Genomic DNA, 15,301 nt, shown 5'->3' on the forward strand with positions numbered 1-15,301 from the left:
TTCTTCTCGGAGGTTCCCATGGCATGGCTCTGGCTCGTCGGCGCGATCGCGGCCGAGGTGACCGCGACCGTCGGACTGAAGTTCTCCGCCGGCTTCACCAAGCTCGTCCCCTCGGTCGTGGTCGTGGTCGGGTACGCGGCGGCGTTCTTCATGCTGTCGCAGGGCCTCGCCCGCGGGCTCCCGCTCGGCGTCGCCTACGGCGTCTGGGCCGCGGCGGGCGTGGCGCTGATCGCCATCATCGGCGCGCTCTTCCTCGGCGAAGGCATGACCTGGATCCAGGCCGCCGGGATCGCCCTCATCATCGGCGGCGTCCTCGCGCTGGAGCTGGGCGGCCAGCATGCCAATGCAGCCTGAATCCGACGAGGCGCACATCAGCGACGGACGGCGGCGCAAGGGCCACGAGCGCCGCCGCCGCCTGCTCGCGGCGGTCATGAGCGTCATCGAAAGGGACGGGGTCGCCGCTGTCACCCAGCGCGTCGTCGCCAAAGAGGCCGGGCTGCCGCCCAGCGCCGTCACCTACTACTACGCCACCGTCGATGACCTGCTCACAGCCGCGTTGATCCAGGTCAACGACTGGTACATCGACGCCTTCGCTTCGTTGTCCGCCGACGACGACCGCGCAATGGAGCAACTGGCCGAACTGATCGCCGCGGGCGGCGACCGCAACCGCGCCCACACGATGGCGGAGTACGAACTGTTCCTCATGGCGGGCCGGCGGCCCGACATGCGCGCCGAGATCGCGCGCTGGAACCAGGTGATCGACGCGTTCACCGCCAGGTTCACCGCGGACCCGCTCGACGGCACCGCGATCGCCGCGGCGATCGACGGCCTGTTCCTGCGCACGTTCACCACCGACGGACTGTCGACGGCCCCCGAGGTCCTCGCGGTGCTGAAACGCATCACCCGACGTCACCCATTCGCACCGGAGTAGCACGATGCCCACGATCCACCACGACCCGCGATATCCCGCGGCCGATTTCGACGAACCCGAGCCCTACGGCCTCATCTACCTCGGTATCGCGGTCGACCCGCCGCGCCGCGTGCCGTTCGTCCGCGGGAGCGCCCAGCGCGACGACGCCATCGAGGAGTACAAGGCGTTCGCCCGGCAGTTGGAGGAGGACGGCAACGTCGTCGAGGCCACCGTCTACGAGGCGGTGCTGATCCCGCCCATCACCGGCGGCCCGCGGTTCGACGTGGCCGTGCTCATCCGCACCACGACGCCCGACACCATCGCGGCGGTCCAGAAGGCGGCGCCGTACCTGCGGTTCAACGCCGACTTCGCCATGGCCGCGCGCAACATCAGGCGGATCGGCGAGACCGACCGGACCTCCGCGGGGACCTTCCTGTTCAACCACTTCACCGCGGCCGACCCCGAAGGGGCCGTGGCCGTGTGGGAGAACCTCACGGGCTGGTACACGCGGGAGACGGGCGTGGACAACTCCACCCTGCTGCAACCCGTCGACGGCTCGAAGTTCGCGTTCGTCAACTACGTGCGGCTGCCCACCGGCCCGGTCCGGTTCCTGCTCTCGCAGTTCGCCAAGCCGAGCTTCTTCCGCCACGTCCGGGGGCACCTGCGGTCGAACGGCATGGCGGCCATGCCCATCATGGCCCGCATCGCCTGAACCGGTGGGCCGGCGGCCCCGGGCGGGGGCGCGCGACGGCCCGCACGGTCCGGCGCCGCGCCACCGCCGCCGGGAGGCTGGGGCGCGCGCCGCCGGGACACCGGGACACGGGACGCGCGCTCTGGTGTACCGCGCGGCAGCGGGTTAACCTGCGACGGTATGACGCCGATCCCCCACCGTCCCGTGTTCATCCTGGGCTGTCCCCGATCCGGAACCACCTTGGTCCAGCTCATGGTGCACGCGCACCCGCGCTTCGCGATCCCGCCCGAGACCCGTTTCGTACTCGACGCGTACCAGCGCCGCAGGGAGTTCGGCGACCTGCGGGTGGCGGCGAACCGGCATCGGCTCGCCGCGTGGATCGTGCGGACGGAACGGCACCGGTTCGCCGACCTCGGCCTCGACCCCGACCGCACCGCCGCGGCCATCGCCGCTGCCCCGCCGACCCTCGGCTCGGCGATCGGCACGGTGTTCCGCTGCTACGCCGAGCGGTTCGGCAAGCCGCGCTGGGGCGACAAGCGTCCCGGGTACTACCAGCACGTCGACGTGATCACCCGGCTGTTCCCCGGCGCCCAGTTCGTGCACGTGGTCCGCGACGGCCGCGACTGCGTCGGCTCGCTGAAGCACCAGCCGTGGTACCGCCCCGACAGCTACGCCGCGATCGCCACCTGGGCCGAGGCCGTCGACTACGGCGACGCCGCCGCCGACCGCCTCGGCCCCGGCTCCTACCACCGGCTGCGCTTCGAGTCGCTCATCGAGCATCCCGAGCGCGAACTCGCCGCGCTGTGCGCGTTCCTCGGCGAGGAGTACGACCCGGCGATGTGCGAACCGGCCGCGGTCGCCCGTGTCGTCCTGCCCGCGCGCAAGACGTGGCACGACCGCACCCTCGGCCCGGTCGACCCGGCCGCCCAGGGGACGTGGCGGGCGCGGTTGGACCCGTGGGAGATCGAACTGTGCGAAACGGTGCTCGCGGGCCGACTGCGCGCGAACGGCTACGAGGTGTCGGGCGGGCGGCGCGCCTCCCCTTCCCGGCTCGCCCGTTACGCGGCAACGGCGTCCGCGCGCAGGCTCGCGCACCGCAAGCGGCGCATGACCGACACCGTGCGGCGGCTCGGCGAGCCCAGTCCCGCAGAGGTACCGGCCCCGCCCCACTGAGCGCGCCCCGGAACCATGACCGGTGTCCAGGGCGAGGGGATGTGCTCACGGCCCCGGCGCCCTCGTATCGCGCAGCGGGGCCGCGAGAGAACGCCCTCGTACCCGGCGTTGCGCGCCGCCGCTAGGACGCCTCGGCCGCCTCGGCGGCGATGCGGTCGGCCCATGCCGCTGCCGCGGGCGAGCCCTCGCCCAACTGGTCGCGCAGGGCCAGCACGAACGTGGTGTGCCCGTGCCCGGCGAGCGCCTCGACGACCCGCTCGGGGTCGCCCTCCTCGACCAGGTCGAGGATGCGGCTGTGGCGCGCCGCGTCCTCGCGCAGGGTCTCCATGCTGCGCCGCGCCCTGCGGTTCATCGCCATGCAGAGCCGCATCTGGAGGGCGAGGCCGCGGAACGCCGCTTCGAGCCGCCCGTGCCCGGACAGGCCGACCAGGGCGAGGTGGAAACCGAAGCCCTCCTCGGTCACGCCCGCGGAGTCGCCGGCAGCGGCCGCCGCCGCCAGCCGCGCCATGGCCTCGCGGCACCGCGCCATGGCGGCGGCGTCGTGCACGGGCACGCCGAGGCGGACCGCCATGTGCTCCAGTTCGTCGCGCAGCGTGCAGATCTCGTAGGCGTCCTGGAGGGTCACGGTGCGCACGAAGGTCCCGCGCCGGGGGACCTGCACCACCAGGCCCTCGGTCTCCAGTGACCGCAGGCCCTCGCGCAGCGGCGGCCGGCTCACGCCGAAGCGCGCGGACAGCCCCTCCTCGCCGAGCCGCGTGCCGGGGGGCAGGTCGCCGCGGAGGATCAGCTCCCTGATGCGGTCGGCCACCCACGCCGGCAGGCTCACCGGGACGTCGGACCGGCCGTGCTCGGTGCCGTTCACGCGGTCCCCCTCACTCATCGGACTCGGGCATCGGTTTATGATTGTAGACAATAGATTAAAGGCAATCGTGCGGGAACGCGGCTCATCCGGGGCCGAACCCCCGCGCGGTCGCGCCGCGCGACCGGCATCGGAGGAACTGTGCAGACCCAGAACGAGGCTCCCCTGCGGGGCGTCACCGTCCTCGAGGTCGGCGTCTTCATGGCGGCCCCTTTCGCCGCGATGCAGCTCGCCGACCTCGGCGCGCGGGTGATCAAGATCGAGCCGCCGGACTCGGGCGACCCCACCCGCGCCACCGGCCCCTTCCTCGACGGGGAGAGCTCGCCGTTCGTCCGGCTGAACCGCAACAAGGAGTCCGTCGCGCTCGACCTGAAGAGCGAGTCGGGCGCCGAGGCGTTCCGCGGCCTCGTCGCGCAGGCCGACGTCCTCGTGGAGAACCTGCGCCCCGGCGCCATGGCCCGGCTCGGCTTCGGCCCCGATGCGCTGCTTGCGCTCAACCCGCGCCTGGTCTACGCCTCGGGCTCCGGCTGGGGCCAGGACGGGCCGCTGTCGGCGCTGCCCGGGCTCGACATCATGGCCCAGGCCCGCTCCGGGCTGATGTCGATCACCGGGACCCCCGAATCCGGCCCGGTCAAGATCGGCGTGCCAATGTGCGACCTGGTGTGCGGCCTCTACCTGGCGCTCGGCGTGACCGCGGCGCTGCGGCACCGCGACAGCACCGGGGAGGGCCAGCACATCGACGTCTCCCTGCTCGAATCGGGCGTGTCCTTCGCCGTGTGGGAGGCCGGCGGCTACTTCGCCACCGGCGAGACCGGCCGCCGCAACGGCAGCGCCCACCAGAAGCAGGCGCCCTACCAGGCGGTCCGGGCGAAGGACGGCTGGGTCACCGTCGGCGCCATCACCCCGCCGACCTGGGCCGGGTTCTGCACCGCGCTGGGCCGCGACGACCTGCTCGCCGACGAGCGCTACGCCACCAGCGGCGAACGGCTCGCGCTGCGCCACGAGCTGATCCCCGCGATCGAGCGGACCACCCTCACGTGGACCGTCGAGGAGCTCGTCGCCGCGTGGGAGGCGGCCGGGGTTCCGTGCGCCCCCATCGCCGACCACGCCATGGCCTTCACCGATCCGCACCTCACCGAACGGGGCTTCTTCTGGGACGCCCCGCATCCCCGCCTGGGCGAGGTGCGCCAACTCGGGTCTCCGATGCGCATGTCGGCCACTCCGGCGCGCCGCGCCGCGGCAGGACCGGCCCTGGGCCAGGACACCGAACCGGTGCTGGCGGAGTTCGGCATCGCCGCCCCCGCGGCGGGACCCGCGGACGGGGCCGGCGAGTAGGCGGCACGCGCCCGCCGACAGCACACTGCGACACCCGACACCCCGACCGCCACCCGACACTCTACGGAGCCGCATGACCGCCCGCAGCACACCGGAGTCCGCACCCGACACCGCCGAACTCCTCGTCGAACGGGGCGACGGCGTCCTCACTGTCACCTTCAACCGCCCCGACGCGCGCAACGCCATGACCTGGGCCATGTACGAGGGCCTCTACGCGGCCTGCGAACTGGCCGACGGCGACCCCGGCATCCGGGCCATGGTGCTGCGCGGCAGCGGGACCAAGGCGTTCGTCGCCGGTACCGACATCGGCCAGTTCGCGGAGTTCACCTCGGGCTCCGACGGGGTCGCCTACGAGGCCCGCATCACCCGTGTCGTCAACCGCCTGGAGGACGTCGACGTCCCGACTCTCGCCGCGGTGCGCGGGTACTGCGTCGGCGGCGGCCTCGCCATCGCCGCGGCGTGCGACCTGCGTATCGGCGACGACACCGCACGGTTCGGCGTGCCGATCGCCAGGACCCTCGGCAACACCCTGTCGGCGAACTCCCTGTCGCTGCTGGTCCACCACCTCGGCCCGGCGCGGACGCTCGACCTGCTGCTGCGCGCCGACTTTCTCGGCGCGGCCGACGCGGCGGCCGCGGGCTTCCTCGCCGAGGTGTGCGCCCCGGCGGAGCTGGACGACCGGGTCGGCGCCGCGGCCGAACGGCTGCTCGGGCACGCGCCGTTGACCATGCGGGCCACCAAGGAGCTGGTGCGCCGCATGCGCCGCCGGCTGCTCGTCGAGGACGACGACGTCGTCGAGGCGGTGTTCGGCAGCGAGGACTTCGCCGCCGCCGTCAGCGCCTTCGGCAGCCGGACGCCCGTGCGGTGGCAGGGCCGCTGACGATCGGCCCGGTGGCGGTGCCGCGTGCGCGGCCGCGGATGGTCCCGCCCGGCCCCTCCGGGGCCGGGCGGGCGGCCCGGGGTTGCGAGCGGTGCCGGGACGCGCTCAGGAGTCGTGCAGCATGGCGCGGCGCAGCCGGGTCAGCGTCGAGTTGAGCAGGCGTGAGACGTGCATCTGCGAGCAGCCCATGGCCTCGGCGATCTGGGCCTGGGTCTGGTCGCCGAAGAACCGCAGGAGCAGGATGCGCCGTTCGCGGGGCGGGATCCCGACGAGCGCCTGTTTCAGCGCCTCGCGGTCGACCGCGAGCTCGATGCCGGGGTCGGCGGCTCCGATGGAGTCGCCGAGCATGGTCTCCTCCCCTTCCTCATTGGTGCCGTAGGGGCGGTCGAGCGACAGCGCGGAATAGGCCGAGCAGGCACCGAGCATCTCGCCGGTGGCCTTGGCGTCCAGCCCCATGTGCGCGCCGATCTCGGTGAGCGACGGCGAGCGGCTGTGCCGCTGGGTGAACTCCGTGGTGAACCGGTTCAGTTCGGCGCGGCGCTCCTGGTGGGCGCGCGGCGCGTGGACGGCCCACGTGTTGTCGCGGAAGTGCCGCTTGAGCTCGCCGGTCATCGTCGGCAGCAGGTAGGACATGAAGGGCTTGCCGCGCCCGGGGTCGAACCCGCGGATGGCCTTCATCAACCCGACCCTGGCCACCTGCCGCAGGTCCTCCTGCGCGACCCCGCGGTCGCGGTAGCGCCGCGCCTCGCGTTCGACCACCGGCGCGTGGATCTTCGCCAGGCGGGCGCAGATCCGGTGCGCCTCTTCGCTGTGGTCGGGGACCCGGGCGAGTTCGGCGAACAGCCATTCGGTGTCGTTGTCGCGGTGGGTGTCGCGGTGGTCGTCGCGCGCAGGCGGGCGGTGCCGCCTCGGCTCCGCGACGGAGTGCGTTCGCGTGGGTATTCGGGTGCCCAGCCGCGTACTGCTCATACCGGATCTCCTTCCGACAGAGCCAGATCGTCCGAACGGTGTGATGGTTACGGCGGTGTTGCTGCCAACCGCACCCGGATCGGGCGCTCTGCTCGCCGACGCCCGCAAGGGACATGTAGCCGGCCGCGTTTTCGGACCTGGAATGAGCCGTTCCCGACACGGAACCGCACAAACCCTCACATGACGGGGCCGGATCCGGGGTCGCCGGTGGGGTCGGCACTCCCGCGCGCGGGATTTGCGACTTCGTTACTGGTCGGCGCGGCTGCCCCGGGGGGCACCGGTGTTGTCACATTGTCACCGGAGAGAATGAATCAAGCGCGGTAAGGATGGGCAGGTTTGTGTTTCATGAGCCCTACACCCGATTGGGATGACCTCGACGACGAGCAGTTGCTGGCCGAAGCCGAGTCCGTCATCGACCAGGACCGGTTGAATCCCCGCGTGCTCGCCCTGATCGAGGCCATCCTCCAGGCGCCCGCCGACTCGCCTGGCGACGACTCCTCCGGCGACGACTCCCCGAGCACCGACGGGACACCGCCGCCGAACGGGTGACCGCTCGCCTCCCACCCCGCCGCCCCGCCGCCCCCGCCCCCGCATCGCCCCCGCAGCTCCGCCCCACCCCCGCAGCCCCGCACCGGCACCGCCGCTCCCATTGACCGGACGAACGCCCGCATTTTACTCTCCTAGGTAAGAGGTCTTACCAGAATATGAGGAGTGCATATGGGGCGTCTCCGCAGAACGGCAGCTGCCGGCCGGCCACCGGACGACGGGCTCACCGTCACCATCCAGCGCGGCGACCCCGGGGCACGGACCGGATTCCGCGTCGCCACCTTCACCCCGATGACCGTCCTCGACGTCCTCCTCGCCGTCCAGCGGGAGCACGACCCGTCGATCGGCTTCCGCTTCTCCTGCCGCGTGGGCATGTGCGGGACCTGCGGGGTGCGGGTGAACGGCCGGTCGGTCCTCGCCTGCCAGACGCCCGTGCCCGAGAACGGGGAACCGGTCGCCATCGCGCCCATGGCGGGGTTCCCCGTCGTCCGCGACCTGATCGTCGACACCACCCCCTTCTGGGACGAGTGGCGGCGCGTCACGCCCTACGTCGTACCGGCAGAGGACGCCGCCGAACCCGCGCGGATCGCGCCCGACTCCCCCGAGCGCCGCGCCATCGACCCCTCCCTCGACTGCGTCCAGTGCGGCGTGTGCTTCTCCAGTTGCGGTATCGCGGGCGGGTCGCGCACCTTCCTCGGCCCGGCCGCGCTCAACCGCGCACTCGTCCTCGTCAACGACTCGCGCGACACCGCGACGCAGGAGCGCCTCGACCTGGTGAGCGGGCCCGACGGCGTGGACCGCTGCCACTACATCTACGGGTGCAGCTCCGCCTGCCCCAAGGGGCTCGACCCCGCCGCGTCCATCCGCCGGCTGCGCAGGGGGCGATGAGGTGCCGTCCGACGACGCCGTCCACTACGAGGAGCTCACCACCGACGTCGCCATCGTGGGCGCCGGCGGGGCCGGGCTCATGTGCGCGCTGCACTGCCATGCCGGCGCACCGGGGCTCGACATCACCGTCATCAGCAAGGGCGCGGTCGGGCGGTCCGGGTGCACGCGCATGGTGCAGGGCGGCTACAACGCCGTCATCGACCCGGCCGACTCCCTCGACGCCCACCTCGTCGACACGCTCCGAGGCGGGAAGTACCTCAACGACCAGCGGCTCGCCGACGCCCTCGTGCGCGACGCCCCCAAGGTCATCCGCGAACTGGAGACCACCGTCGGCTGCTTCTTCGACCGCCGCCCCGACGGCGCCATCAAGCAGAAGGCGTTCGCCGGGCAGTCCTTCGACCGCACCGTGCACCGCGGCGACCTCACCGGCATCGAGATCATGTCGCGGCTGCGCGACCAGATGTTCCGCATCGGTGCACGCGAACTGGAGGACGTCCGGGCGCTCGACCTCGTCTTCGACGCCGAGGGCGAACTGGCGGGCATGACCTGCCTGGAGATCGCCACGGGGCGGTTCATCCTGGTCCGGGCGCGGGTCGTGGTCGTCGCCACGGGCGGCGCCGCGACGATGTACCGGATCGCGGCGCCCGCGCGGGAGAAGACCGGCGACGGCGTCGCCATGTGCCTGCGGGCCGGGCTGCCGGTCCGCGACATGGAGATGATGCAGTTCCACCCGACCGGCCTGCTCGCGGGGGCGTCCCGGATGACGGGGGCGGTGCTGGAGGAGGGGCTGCGCGGCGCCGGCGCCCACCTGTTCAACGCGCGCGGCGAGCGGTTCATGGCCTCCTACGACCCCGAGCGCATGGAGCGCTCGACCCGCGACGTCGTCGCGCGGGCCAGCTACACCGAGATCACCGCCGGCCGCGGCACCGAGGCGGGCGGGGTGCTGATCGACATCTCGCACCTGGGCGCCGAGGCCGTCGAGCGCTCCTTCCCCGGCATGGTGCAGCGGACCCGGCAGATCGGCCAGGACCTCGCCACCGGCCCGGTCGAGGTCTCGCCCACCGCGCACTTCCACATGGGCGGGGTGGTCATCGACCCGCACTGCCGCACGGCGGTCGACGGGCTGCTGGTCGCCGGTGAGGACGCCGGCGGGGTGCACGGCGCGAACCGGCTGGGCGGCAACGGCGTCGCCGAGTCCACGGTGTTCGGCTGCCGGGCGGGCGACACCGCTGCCTCGATGGCGGGCGGCCGCGGGCTGCGGACGCCCGACCCGGCGTCGGTGGCGGCGTCGTTCGCCCGCGCGCTCGCCCCGCTCGACGGGCCCGGCACCGAGTCGCCGTTCCCGCTGACCCGCGACCTCAAGGACCTGATGTGGGCGGACTGCGGGGTGGTGCGCGACGCCAAGGGCCTCTCTGAGGCCCGTACGGCGCTCGCGGCGCTGGGCGAGCGCGCCCGGCGCCTGGCCGTCCCCGGCCCCGCCGTCTTCAACCCCGCCTGGCAGGAGGCCCTGGACGTGCGCAACCAGCTCATCGTGGCGCGGACCATCGTGGAGTCGGCGCTGCTCCGCGAGGAGACCCGCGGCGCCCATGCCCGCTCCGACTTCCCCGACCGCCGCGACGACGTGTGGCTGCGGTCCATCAGGCTCACCTCCGACGGCCCCGACTCGGACCCGCGGCTGTGGACCGTGCCGGTGGAGTTCCCGTTGCGCGGCCCCGACGCGGACGCGGAGAGCGGGGGTGCTCGATGACGGCGGTGCAGTTCGCCTTCCTTGCCGGTCTCACGGTCGTCTCGGCCGCCATCGTCGCGTTCACCGCGCTGGTCCTGCTCAGCGCGCGCCGGATCGACGGCGGCCCGCACCTGCTCGCCGTGCTGCGCGCCCGGCTCGGACGCTCGCCCTACGACCTCGCCGAGGGCAACCGCTGGGCGTTCTACGTCCACCGCATCACGGGTTTCGCGGTGTTCGCCTTCCTCGCCCTGCACCTGCTCGACGTCGGGCTGTACGCGCTGTCGCCCGCCCTCTTCGACGAGGTGCACGCGCTGTACTCGACCCCGCTGATGCGGGTCTTCGAGTGCGGCCTGCTCTTCGCGCTGCTGTTCCACGCCTTGAACGGGCTGCGGCTGCTGGTCATCGACCTCGCCGATGTGGGCGCGCGGGCGGCGGGACGGCTGCTGGACGGGGTCGGCGTCCTCACGTTCGCGGGGACCGCGGCGGGCAGCGCGGTCATCCTGTGGCCGGTGTTCGCCCCATGACCGCCACGCCCCGCCCCGCCACCCCGCCGCCTGCCAGGGAGCCGACGATGCCGGACCAGGACACCGCCCGGGTGCGCACGGCGCGCAGCGGGACCTACCTCACCATCAGGGCCACGGGGGTGCTGCTGGCCGTCCTGGCGCTGGGCCACTTCGGTGTCACCCACATCGTCAACGACGTCGCGGCGACCGACTCCTCGTTCGTCGCGCGGCGGTGGAGCTCGGCGCTGTGGGTGGTCTGGGACGCGCTGCTGCTGGCGATGGCGCTGCTGCACGTGGGCGCGGCGATGGGCGCGGTGGTCCGCGACCACTGCCCCGGGCGGGGGGCGCGGCGAGCGGTGCTGGCGGGCATGCGCGTGCTGATCGCGGCGCTCTTCGTCCTCGGGGCGCTGACCCTCGTCGTCGCCGCGGGGTGACCCGGCGGCCGGACGGGATCGGCCCAGGATGCAGTGTTGCAGATCACAGTCTGAACGTGTCATGGTATGACCTCTTTCCACTTAGCGCAGAGGAGTGCACAGCGATGGAGCTCCGAACCTCGCCGGCCGACACGCCGGCGCCCCGCACATCGGCGCCGCTGCTCGACGTCGAACACGCGCGCGTCGGCTACGAACTGGACGGCCGCCTCCAGGTCGCCGTCGAGGACGTCAGCTTCGCCATCCACCCCGGCGAGCACGTCATGCTGCTCGGCCCTTCGGGCTGCGGCAAGTCGACCCTGCTGAAGACCATCGCCGGGTTCATCGAGCCCGCCGGCGGCTCGATCCGGCTGAACGGCCGCACGGACCTCTCCCCCGGCCCCGACCGCGCCGTCGTGTTCCAGGAGTTCGACCAGCTCTTCCCCTGGTTCCCGGTCGAGCGCAACCTCACCTACCCGCTGCGCGTGAACGGCCGCTCAAAGGCCGACGCCGCCCGGATCGCCGCCGAGTACCTCGACCTCATGGGCCTCTCCCACGCCGCCGACCGCTACCCCCACCAGCTCTCCGGCGGGATGAAGCAGCGGGTCGCCATCGCGCGCGCCATGGCGCTCGAACCGGTGCTGCTGCTCATGGACGAGCCCTTCGGCGCGCTCGACGCCCAGACCAGGTCCCGGTTGCAGCGCGAGCTGCACGAGGTCGCGCGCAGCGCCGAGGCCACCATCCTCTTCGTCACCCACAGCATCCAGGAGGCCGTCTACATCGGCCACCGCGTGGTCGTGCTCGGCACACCGCCGTCCACCGTGGTCGAGATCCTCGACGTCGCCCATCTCAGCGACCCCGCCGCACCGGAGTTCACCGACGCGATGCGCCACCTCCGGTCCCTCCTCTCCGCCGACGACTCCACCGCCGAATCCGCGACGTTCGAATGAGCTGGTGAGTGCCCATGCAGCAGACAGCAACACCCGCGACCGGGCCGCCGGACGGCGCCGCTCGGGCGCGGCCGCGCCGGGGCGGCTGGGCCGCCCTTCCCGTGGCCCCCCGCAGGGCCGCCCTCCTCCTGCTGATCCTCGGCGTCTGGCAGGGTTACGTCTCCCTGTCCGGTGTCAGCCCGCTGCTGGTGTCGGGCCCCGCCGACGTCGCCGCGGCGATCTACGCCGGGATCGCCGACGGCCGGCTGCTCGCGGCCACGGCGATCACCCTCCAAGTCCTGCTCAGCGGCATGGTCATCGGGATGGCGCTGGCCGCGGTGCTCACTACGCTGGCGTCCTGGTCGCGCCTCGGCGACGACCTGCTCGTCCTCCTCACCTCGATGCTCAACCCGCTGCCCGCCATCGCGATCCTGCCGCTGGCGATCCTGTGGTTCGGCCTCAGCACCACCGCCCTGGTCTTCGTCATCACCAACGCCGTGGTCTGGCCCATCGCCATCAACGTGAGCACCGGGTTCCGCACCGTCAACCCCACGATCATGGCGGTCGGCCGCAACATCGGGCTGCGCGGCTGGCGGATCGTGCGCGACGTCCTCATCCCCGCCGCACTGCCGCAGATCATCGCCGGGCTCAAGACCGGCTGGGCGTTCGGCTGGCGCACCATCATCGCTGCCGAACTGGTGTTCGGCGCAGCGGGCGGGCAGGGCGGACTCGGCTTCTTCATCAACGACGCCCGCTACTTCCTGCGCACGCCCGAGGTCTTCGCCGGACTGGTCACCATCGCACTGATCGGCATCGCGCTCGACCTCGTCTTCACCTGGATCGAGCGCCGCACCGTGATCCGTTGGGGGATGAAGAGCACGTGATCGGCACCGACGCGACCGCGCACCGGACGACAGGGCCGGCGGCCCGCCGAGGGCTCGCGGCACTCGCCTCGGCGGTGGTGCTGTGCACGGCCCTCGCGGCGTGCAACCCCGGGCTCTCGGGTCGCGAACTCGACACCATCAGCATCGGCTACCAGCCCGGTATCGGCTACGCGCCGCTGCTGCTGATGCGCCAGGAGCGGGTACTGGAGGAGCGGTTCCCCGACAAGGAGTTCGAGTGGCGCGAGCTCAACTCCGGCGCGGCGATCCGCGACGGCGCCATCTCCGGCGAGATCCAGATCGCCGCCGGCGGGATCGGCCCCTTCATCGTCGGCTACGGCAACGGCGTCCCCTGGAAGGTCCTCGTCGGGCTGGACGACGCCAACCTGCGGCTCATGTCGATGGACGCCGAGTCCCTCGCCGACCTGAAGGGCTCGGCGAAGATCGCCATGCCCGGCCCCGACTCCATCCAGGCGATCGTGCTGCGCAAGGCCGCGCGCGACGAGCTCGGCTCGGCGGGCGCCTTCGACTCCCAGATGGTCGCGATGGGCCACCCCGACGGCATGCAGGCGCTCATCAGCGGCCAGATGGGCGGCCACCTGACCGCCCCGCCGTTCCAGGAGCGCCTGACCAAGGAGGGTGCGAACACCGTGGTGCAGAGCTACGACGTGTTCGGCGAGCACACGTTCAACAGCGTCTACGTGCTGGAACCGTTCTACGGCGCGAACACCGAGGTGGTCCACGCGTTCCGCGACGAGGTCGCCGACTCCGTCGAGCGGTTGCGGGACGACCCCAAGGGGACCGCGCCGGAGCTGGCGGCGGTCATGGGCGGCGGCGTGACCGCCGCGGAGGTCGAGGAGCAGATCACCTCCGACGACATCAGCTACACCACCCGGCCGCGCGGGTTCATGGAGTACGCGCGGTTCATGCAGGAGATCGGCCTGGTCGAGGAGATCCCCGACGACGCGGGCGAGTTCTGCTACCCCGGCCCGCACACCAAGGACTGCACATGATGCCAGTGCGCGGTCCCGCGGTCCCACCGACGACGCCAGGAAGGTGACATGAAGCAGCTCGACGTCAACGGCGCCGACCTCTACCCGCAGCTGCGGGAGGTCGCGGCCGTCCTCTACAAGAAGGCGCTGACCGACCTGCCGCCCGACGTCCGCCGCTCGGTGGACGAGGCGCGCGAACGCGAGGAAGGGCTCGCCGGACGGCGCCTGGAGGTGATGGTCAAGACCATCCGCACCTCCGACGACACCGGCATCATCGTCTGCCAGGACACCGGCATCTGCGTGTTCTTCGTGCGGATCGGGACGGGGTTCCCGGTGAACCCGGCGAAGCTCGTGACCGCCCTGCGCGAGGGCATCGCCCTCGCGAGCGAACGCCACGCGCTGCGGTCCAGCATTGTTCACCCCCTCACCAGGGAGAACCGGCAGGACAACACCGGGCCCGGCGTGCCGGAGGTGCACCTGGACTTCGTCGACGGCGGCGAGGAGTTGGAGATCCTGCTGGTGCCCAAGGGGTCGGGGTCGGAGAACATGTCGTTCCTGCGGATGCTCTCGCCCGCCGACGGCACCGCCGGGGTCAAGGGCTACGTCCTGGACTGCGTGATCGAGGCCGGGCCGCGCCCCTGCCCGCCCACCATCGTGGGTGTCGGCCTCGGCGGGACCGCCGACCAGTGCGCGGCACTGGCGAAGAAGGCGATCCTGCGGCCGGTCGGCGAGCCGCACCCCGAGCCCGACATCGCCGACCTGGAACGGCAGCTGCTCACCGCCGTCAACACCACGGGCATCGGCCCGCAGGGGCTCGGCGGGGCGACGACCTCCTTCGCCGTCCACGTGGAGTACGCGTGGACGCACATCTCCATGAACCCGGTCGCCGTGAACATCCAGTGCTGGCGCGGCGAGCGGGCCAGCGCGACGGTCGGCCCGGAGGGGGCGGTCTCCTATGGGTACTGATGCCGCCAACGGCGCGGGCGACGGCACGGCCACCAGCGAGGGCGGCGGCCGGGTGCTGCACGCCACGACCCCGCTCGACGAGGCGTTCGTCCGCTCCTTGCGGTGCGGCGACGAGGTGTGGCTCGACGGCACGGTCTGGGGGGTCCGCGACGCCTCGCTGATCCGCTTCTTCGACGAGGGGAAGCGGGTCGACGCCGACTTCGGCGGCGCGGTGTTCCTGCACACGGCGCCGAGTGTGCGCCCCGACGGCTCGGGCGGGTACCTGCCGGTGTCCGTGGGCACGACCACGTCCATGCGCATGGACCGGTTCACCCGGGGCTGCCTCGACGAACTGGGCGTCCGCGCGATCGTCGGCAAGGGCGGGCTCTCCGCGGAGTCGCTGGAGCACCTGCGGCGCAGCGGCGGGGTGTACCTCGCTGTCACGGGCGGCGCGGCGAGCGTGCAGACTCGGCAGGTGGCCGAGATCGAGGACGTGCTCTGGGAGGACCTGATGCCCGAATGCCTGTGGCGGTTCCGGATGCGCGGCTTCGGGCCGCTGTTCGTGGGGATGGACTCCCACGGCGTGTCCGAGTACCAGCGGGTGCGCGACACCGCGCAGGAGCGCCGCGCGGCGGCCCGCAGGGTGCTGGGGCTGTAGGGCCGG

General features: G+C 72.6%; 18 protein-coding genes. 16 read left to right on the forward strand and 2 right to left on the reverse strand.

All coding sequences use genetic code 11. The features are described from left to right. Positions 1–18 precede the first annotated feature (18 nt). The 4 genes from CLV63_RS00440 to CLV63_RS00455 all read left to right on the forward strand — a co-directional run bounded on the left by CLV63_RS00440 (position 19) and on the right by CLV63_RS00455 (position 2,774). Positions 19–354, forward strand: a complete 336-nt coding sequence (locus CLV63_RS00440; protein WP_106580819.1) for a DMT family transporter — start codon at positions 19–21, stop codon at positions 352–354. Beyond that, on the forward strand, positions 344–931 hold the full coding sequence (locus CLV63_RS00445; protein ID WP_106580820.1) for a TetR/AcrR family transcriptional regulator: 588 nt from the start codon (positions 344–346) through the stop codon (positions 929–931). Before CLV63_RS00440 ends, CLV63_RS00445 begins: the two co-directional genes overlap by 11 nt. Before the next feature lie 4 nt (positions 932–935). Beyond that, positions 936–1,622, forward strand: a complete 687-nt coding sequence (locus CLV63_RS00450) for a hypothetical protein (protein ID WP_106580821.1) — start codon at positions 936–938, stop codon at positions 1,620–1,622. Positions 1,623–1,781: 159 nt separating this feature from the next. Next, positions 1,782–2,774 carry a sulfotransferase family protein gene (locus tag CLV63_RS00455; protein WP_106580822.1) on the forward strand — a complete coding sequence of 331 codons (993 nt, stop codon included), beginning with the start codon at positions 1,782–1,784 and terminating at the stop codon, positions 2,772–2,774. Between the two features lie 121 nt (positions 2,775–2,895). Here CLV63_RS00455 and CLV63_RS00460 read toward each other — a convergent pair whose 3' ends face one another. Next, positions 2,896–3,636 (reverse strand): GntR family transcriptional regulator, encoded by a 741-nt coding sequence (locus tag CLV63_RS00460; RefSeq protein ID WP_211301082.1) that lies wholly within the window; start codon positions 3,634–3,636, stop codon positions 2,896–2,898. 138 nt (positions 3,637–3,774) lie between these two features. On the opposite strand from CLV63_RS00460, the gene CLV63_RS00465 reads away from it, so the two are divergent. Both CLV63_RS00465 and CLV63_RS00470 read left to right on the forward strand, forming a co-directional pair. Further along, entirely contained in the window at positions 3,775–4,968 is a 1,194-nt protein-coding gene (locus tag CLV63_RS00465; protein WP_245928492.1) for a CaiB/BaiF CoA transferase family protein, read from the forward strand. Positions 4,969–5,041: 73 nt separating this feature from the next. Further along, positions 5,042–5,848 (forward strand): enoyl-CoA hydratase, encoded by an 807-nt coding sequence (locus CLV63_RS00470; RefSeq protein WP_106580824.1) that lies wholly within the window; start codon positions 5,042–5,044, stop codon positions 5,846–5,848. A 105-nt stretch (positions 5,849–5,953) separates the two neighbouring features. Here the strand turns inward: CLV63_RS00470 and CLV63_RS00475 are convergent, their stop codons facing one another. Continuing rightward, positions 5,954–6,817, reverse strand: a complete 864-nt coding sequence (locus CLV63_RS00475) for a SigB/SigF/SigG family RNA polymerase sigma factor (RefSeq protein ID WP_106580825.1) — start codon at positions 6,815–6,817, stop codon at positions 5,954–5,956. A gap of 345 nt (positions 6,818–7,162) precedes the next feature. Between CLV63_RS00475 and CLV63_RS00480 the strand changes: the two genes are divergently transcribed. The 10 genes from CLV63_RS00480 to CLV63_RS00525 all read left to right on the forward strand — a co-directional run bounded on the left by CLV63_RS00480 (position 7,163) and on the right by CLV63_RS00525 (position 15,295). Continuing rightward, the gene (locus CLV63_RS00480) at positions 7,163–7,366 is read left to right on the forward strand and encodes a hypothetical protein (protein WP_106580826.1); all 204 of its coding nucleotides are present in this window, start codon (positions 7,163–7,165) and stop codon (positions 7,364–7,366) included. A 168-nt stretch (positions 7,367–7,534) separates the two neighbouring features. Then, positions 7,535–8,251, forward strand: a complete 717-nt coding sequence (locus CLV63_RS00485; protein ID WP_106580827.1) for a succinate dehydrogenase/fumarate reductase iron-sulfur subunit — start codon at positions 7,535–7,537, stop codon at positions 8,249–8,251. A gap of 1 nt (position 8,252) precedes the next feature. Then, positions 8,253–9,998 carry an FAD-dependent oxidoreductase gene (locus CLV63_RS00490; RefSeq protein WP_211301083.1) on the forward strand — a complete coding sequence of 582 codons (1,746 nt, stop codon included), beginning with the start codon at positions 8,253–8,255 and terminating at the stop codon, positions 9,996–9,998. Continuing rightward, positions 9,995–10,501 carry a succinate dehydrogenase, cytochrome b556 subunit gene (gene sdhC / locus CLV63_RS00495; protein WP_106580828.1) on the forward strand — a complete coding sequence of 169 codons (507 nt, stop codon included), beginning with the start codon at positions 9,995–9,997 and terminating at the stop codon, positions 10,499–10,501. The genes CLV63_RS00490 and sdhC overlap by 4 nt, the downstream gene beginning before the upstream one ends. Positions 10,502–10,548: 47 nt before the next feature. Continuing rightward, entirely contained in the window at positions 10,549–10,914 is a 366-nt protein-coding gene (locus CLV63_RS00500; protein WP_106580829.1) for a succinate dehydrogenase hydrophobic membrane anchor protein, read from the forward strand. 104 nt (positions 10,915–11,018) lie between these two features. Beyond that, entirely contained in the window at positions 11,019–11,840 is an 822-nt protein-coding gene (locus CLV63_RS00505) for an ABC transporter ATP-binding protein (RefSeq protein ID WP_106580830.1), read from the forward strand. Between the two features lie 14 nt (positions 11,841–11,854). After that, positions 11,855–12,703, forward strand: coding sequence for an ABC transporter permease (locus CLV63_RS00510; RefSeq protein WP_106580831.1), 849 nt, complete (start codon positions 11,855–11,857; stop codon positions 12,701–12,703). Then, complete coding sequence (locus CLV63_RS00515; RefSeq protein ID WP_170134101.1) at positions 12,700–13,713, forward strand: ABC transporter substrate-binding protein; 1,014 nt, start codon at positions 12,700–12,702, stop codon at positions 13,711–13,713. Before CLV63_RS00510 ends, CLV63_RS00515 begins: the two co-directional genes overlap by 4 nt. 48 nt (positions 13,714–13,761) lie before the next feature. Then, positions 13,762–14,658: a fumarate hydratase gene (locus CLV63_RS00520; protein WP_106580832.1), complete on the forward strand. Its 897-nt coding sequence runs from the start codon at positions 13,762–13,764 to the stop codon at positions 14,656–14,658. Then, on the forward strand, positions 14,648–15,295 hold the full coding sequence (locus tag CLV63_RS00525; RefSeq protein ID WP_106580833.1) for a fumarate hydratase C-terminal domain-containing protein: 648 nt from the start codon (positions 14,648–14,650) through the stop codon (positions 15,293–15,295). Before CLV63_RS00520 ends, CLV63_RS00525 begins: the two co-directional genes overlap by 11 nt. Positions 15,296–15,301: the final 6 nt, after the last annotated feature.

This window comes from Murinocardiopsis flavida (assembly GCF_003014485.1).
Classification (GTDB): domain Bacteria; phylum Actinomycetota; class Actinomycetes; order Streptosporangiales; family Streptosporangiaceae; genus Murinocardiopsis; species Murinocardiopsis flavida.

Excerpts from the sequence above, each read along its gene's own strand:
- CLV63_RS00520 (WP_106580832.1), top strand. The coding sequence starts at position 13,762 with ATGAAGCAGCTCGACGTCAACGGCGCCGACCTCTACCCGCAGCTGCGG.
- CLV63_RS00440 (WP_106580819.1), top strand. The coding sequence starts at position 19 with ATGGCATGGCTCTGGCTCGTCGGCGCGATCGCGGCCGAGGTGACCGCG.
- CLV63_RS00475 (WP_106580825.1), bottom strand. The coding sequence starts at position 6,817 with ATGAGCAGTACGCGGCTGGGCACCCGAATACCCACGCGAACGCACTCC.
- CLV63_RS00455 (WP_106580822.1), top strand. The coding sequence starts at position 1,782 with ATGACGCCGATCCCCCACCGTCCCGTGTTCATCCTGGGCTGTCCCCGA.
- CLV63_RS00470 (WP_106580824.1), top strand. The coding sequence starts at position 5,042 with ATGACCGCCCGCAGCACACCGGAGTCCGCACCCGACACCGCCGAACTC.
- CLV63_RS00445 (WP_106580820.1), top strand. The coding sequence starts at position 344 with ATGCAGCCTGAATCCGACGAGGCGCACATCAGCGACGGACGGCGGCGC.
- CLV63_RS00510 (WP_106580831.1), top strand. The coding sequence starts at position 11,855 with ATGCAGCAGACAGCAACACCCGCGACCGGGCCGCCGGACGGCGCCGCT.
- CLV63_RS00505 (WP_106580830.1), top strand. The coding sequence starts at position 11,019 with ATGGAGCTCCGAACCTCGCCGGCCGACACGCCGGCGCCCCGCACATCG.
- CLV63_RS00480 (WP_106580826.1), top strand. The coding sequence starts at position 7,163 with ATGAGCCCTACACCCGATTGGGATGACCTCGACGACGAGCAGTTGCTG.
- CLV63_RS00525 (WP_106580833.1), top strand. The coding sequence starts at position 14,648 with ATGGGTACTGATGCCGCCAACGGCGCGGGCGACGGCACGGCCACCAGC.
- CLV63_RS00450 (WP_106580821.1), top strand. The coding sequence starts at position 936 with ATGCCCACGATCCACCACGACCCGCGATATCCCGCGGCCGATTTCGAC.
- CLV63_RS00500 (WP_106580829.1), top strand. The coding sequence starts at position 10,549 with ATGCCGGACCAGGACACCGCCCGGGTGCGCACGGCGCGCAGCGGGACC.
- sdhC (WP_106580828.1), top strand. The coding sequence starts at position 9,995 with ATGACGGCGGTGCAGTTCGCCTTCCTTGCCGGTCTCACGGTCGTCTCG.
- CLV63_RS00485 (WP_106580827.1), top strand. The coding sequence starts at position 7,535 with ATGGGGCGTCTCCGCAGAACGGCAGCTGCCGGCCGGCCACCGGACGAC.